The 2632-nt window shown below is 41.5% G+C and carries 4 protein-coding genes; all 4 read right to left on the minus strand.

The window, feature by feature from the left end:
• Window positions 1–165: 165 nt before the first annotated feature.
• The 4 genes from T411_RS0115545 to T411_RS0115560 all read right to left on the minus strand — a co-directional run bounded on the left by T411_RS0115545 (window position 166) and on the right by T411_RS0115560 (window position 2191).
• Entirely contained in the window at window positions 166–435 is a 270-nt protein-coding gene (locus T411_RS0115545) for a hypothetical protein (RefSeq protein ID WP_000402869.1), read from the minus strand.
• Window positions 436–448: 13 nt separating this feature from the next.
• Complete coding sequence (locus tag T411_RS0115550; RefSeq protein ID WP_001027829.1) at window positions 449–1393, minus strand: hypothetical protein; 945 nt, start codon at window positions 1391–1393, stop codon at window positions 449–451.
• Window positions 1394–1509: 116 nt separating this feature from the next.
• On the minus strand, window positions 1510–1917 hold the full coding sequence (locus T411_RS0115555; RefSeq protein ID WP_001912190.1) for a hypothetical protein: 408 nt from the start codon (window positions 1915–1917) through the stop codon (window positions 1510–1512).
• Between the two features lies 1 nt (window position 1918).
• Window positions 1919–2191: a hypothetical protein gene (locus T411_RS0115560; RefSeq protein WP_000214050.1), complete on the minus strand. Its 273-nt coding sequence runs from the start codon at window positions 2189–2191 to the stop codon at window positions 1919–1921.
• Window positions 2192–2632: the final 441 nt, after the last annotated feature.

The raw sequence follows: 2632 nt of genomic DNA on the forward strand, positions 1-2632 counted from the left end.
CACATCAGTATAACGGTGGTCTAACTCCCAATGAATCAGAACGATTATATTGGGAAAACTCTAAAACCGTGGCCAATTTTAGTTGACCACTACAGACCTTGATTACTTTAACATCTGCTGAAATTTCAGCACATGTTCCTAAAGTCTCTCTCTCTCTCTCTCTCACTACCGAATACTACACAGGTCAGCCCACGGAGTAGTCGCATTGTTTTGGCAGTAAGCCTCAACCTCTTGAATCTCTTCAAGACTCAACTCTACAGGTTGTCCGTTAGTGTCAATCGTCTTGAACCCGTTAGGGTAGACTTCATCACCTTTCACATAGTGGATAATGACAAACGCAAAGGAGAGCTTAGGCTTGTTCCATAGTAGAGTGTACTTGTCGTGGTAGCTCACTTGTCCGTGTGAGCCATTCCAATCTAAGCTAATGATTTCCATATAGACACACTCCTCAAGCAATCTTTAAGCTGAACTGAGTGATAAGAGGCATGGTTACATCAACTGTCTGACCATCCACATCAAGCTTGGTGAAACCTGCTGCCAGAACTTCAGCATTAGCGATAATCTCCATGATGCTTGATTGGGTTTCAGGTTTACGAGTCACCTCGAATTTGAAGACTTCACCTGTAGCTGACTCAGCAAAGCTAATCGCTGTGTGTCTACGTGGGATTAGATAGCCATAGTTCTTTGTACCTGTGTCATCGCTCTTACTGGTAAAGGCAAATACTTCAGTACCCATCATTTCATGGATAGAGCTAAAGCCATTAACACGAGCACTATACTCAAGGGCAGTAAAAGCAGCGTCCGAAAGCCCCACAATGTAATCTGAAAGCTCTTTACCGAAAGGTAATACCTCGGCCTTAGCTGTGAAGATTGATTCTTGTAGAGCTTCTCCACGGGCTTTAAGACCACCTTGTGAGCTTGTCTCTGGCATAACCTTAACGAGCTTCTCAAAGTCGTCTGATTCCTCGATTAGACCAAGAATCTCTTTGTTCAAAGTATCGTTAATGGTCTCGGTTACTGTTTCAATCTCTTGTTGGAGTGACAAATCAGTAATATGACCACTTACCTCAGAATCATTAAGCTCAATCGCTGCTGATAACAATAAGCCCTCTTTGCATGGCTTAGAGACCACCAACGAGCCTTGTTTGTGAGTGATGATAGTTGGCTTACCATTCTGTGATTTGTCTTGAAGGTTGAGCTTTAAGCTGCGGTTCGCAAGGGTAGGGACTTGGATTGTCTTAGGGTTATCACCTTTGCGATGGAATCGGAAGTAACGAGCTTCAGTACCGCAAGCAGTCTTAAATGCTACTGAGTTGAAACAACCGGACAACTTGCGAGCCAATGACTCTAAGTAACTCTGTGCTGAAGGTTTTTCATAGATTGTGATATTCATAATTGGTGTTCTCCTTTGTGGGTAATGTGGTTAGTGGTTAGTGTTTACTGCGTTCACAGTGGTTGGTGTTTAGAGTGTTTAGGGTCGATAGCCTCCCCTTTTAGGAGGCCATAGCTTTACCATTTGATACTTGGAATAGGGTCTTGGTGAGGACTGTTTGTGTAGACAGGACGACCAGACTTTAAGGCTGCTGCATGTGCTCGACTCTTAGCTGCAAAGGCTTCACGTTGACGCTTGAGCTTTGCTTGATGTTCAGGGTCTCGGAGTAGGGCTATACGTTTACGCTCTGCTGCTTCTTTAGCTTCACGTTCTGCAATCTCTGCCAGTTCACGACGATGATTCACAAGACGATGGTCACGATGATTCGCTAATGGTGTGTCTTTCAGTGCGTCATTGACGAGCTTGAGAGACCAACCAAGATTGAGTAAAGAAGGAACTTCAACATGATTAAAATAATCTGCTGTGAAAGTTTGTCCGTAGACACTAAATGTATTAGTTGTTTCATCATATTTAATAATACTCATCTTAAAGAACTCCTTCCTTTTCTAACTGGAACTTGGCTTTTTCAAAGGCTAATTCTTTTCGACAAGCTTCCCATCCGGTATATTTAATTCCAGTCATCCCTTTAAGAGTCGCTTGAAGTTTATTGGCTGCACTTTGGGAATGCTCACAGTTAAAGCCTTTTAGGATTTTAATCATCCGATGGTGTAAAGCTGCTTTCTGGGTAAATGAAAGACGCTTAGGCTTCTCACCTCTGAAATGAATATCGAGAGTGTTTGTTTCGTTAGTAGTTGTCATATAGGGGTCTCCTTGTTGGTGGTTGGTGATTGTTAGTTGGTGATTGTTTCCTATAGTCAGGGTTAATTCACGGTATTAGCTTCGCTCATGGTAAGGCATCATTAAGTGACTTTAAGACAAGACTCAATGAATTGAGACCAATAGACACCATTGCCTTATTCTCACACTTGGAGAGGCATCTATTGATTAGCTCATTGAGGATTATCTTTAAGTTATATCTATAGGTGAGTTGGTTTTTAATAATTAATATTAAACCAACAAACTTAGAGAAGAATCTTTATGAAGGAATCTTTAAGATATGAAGATGGTCTATAAGAAGAATCTTTATATTCTTTCAGTCTATCTTTAAGTATCATGGGCATGTGCCACAACGATATATAAGATAAAGTGTCTTACCTGACTTACCTGACTTACCTGACTTACCTGACTTACCTGACTTAC

The organism is Vibrio cholerae ATCC 14035, from assembly GCF_000621645.1.
In the GTDB taxonomy this organism is placed as follows: Bacteria; Pseudomonadota; Gammaproteobacteria; order Enterobacterales; family Vibrionaceae; genus Vibrio; species Vibrio cholerae.

Bases quoted from the DNA above. Each gene is read 5' to 3' on its own strand.
- T411_RS0115560 (WP_000214050.1), bottom strand. From the start codon at position 2,191: ATGACAACTACTAACGAAACAAACACTCTCGATATTCATTTCAGAGGT.
- T411_RS0115545 (WP_000402869.1), bottom strand. From the start codon at position 435: ATGGAAATCATTAGCTTAGATTGGAATGGCTCACACGGACAAGTGAGC.
- T411_RS0115550 (WP_001027829.1), bottom strand. From the start codon at position 1,393: ATGAATATCACAATCTATGAAAAACCTTCAGCACAGAGTTACTTAGAG.
- T411_RS0115555 (WP_001912190.1), bottom strand. From the start codon at position 1,917: ATGAGTATTATTAAATATGATGAAACAACTAATACATTTAGTGTCTAC.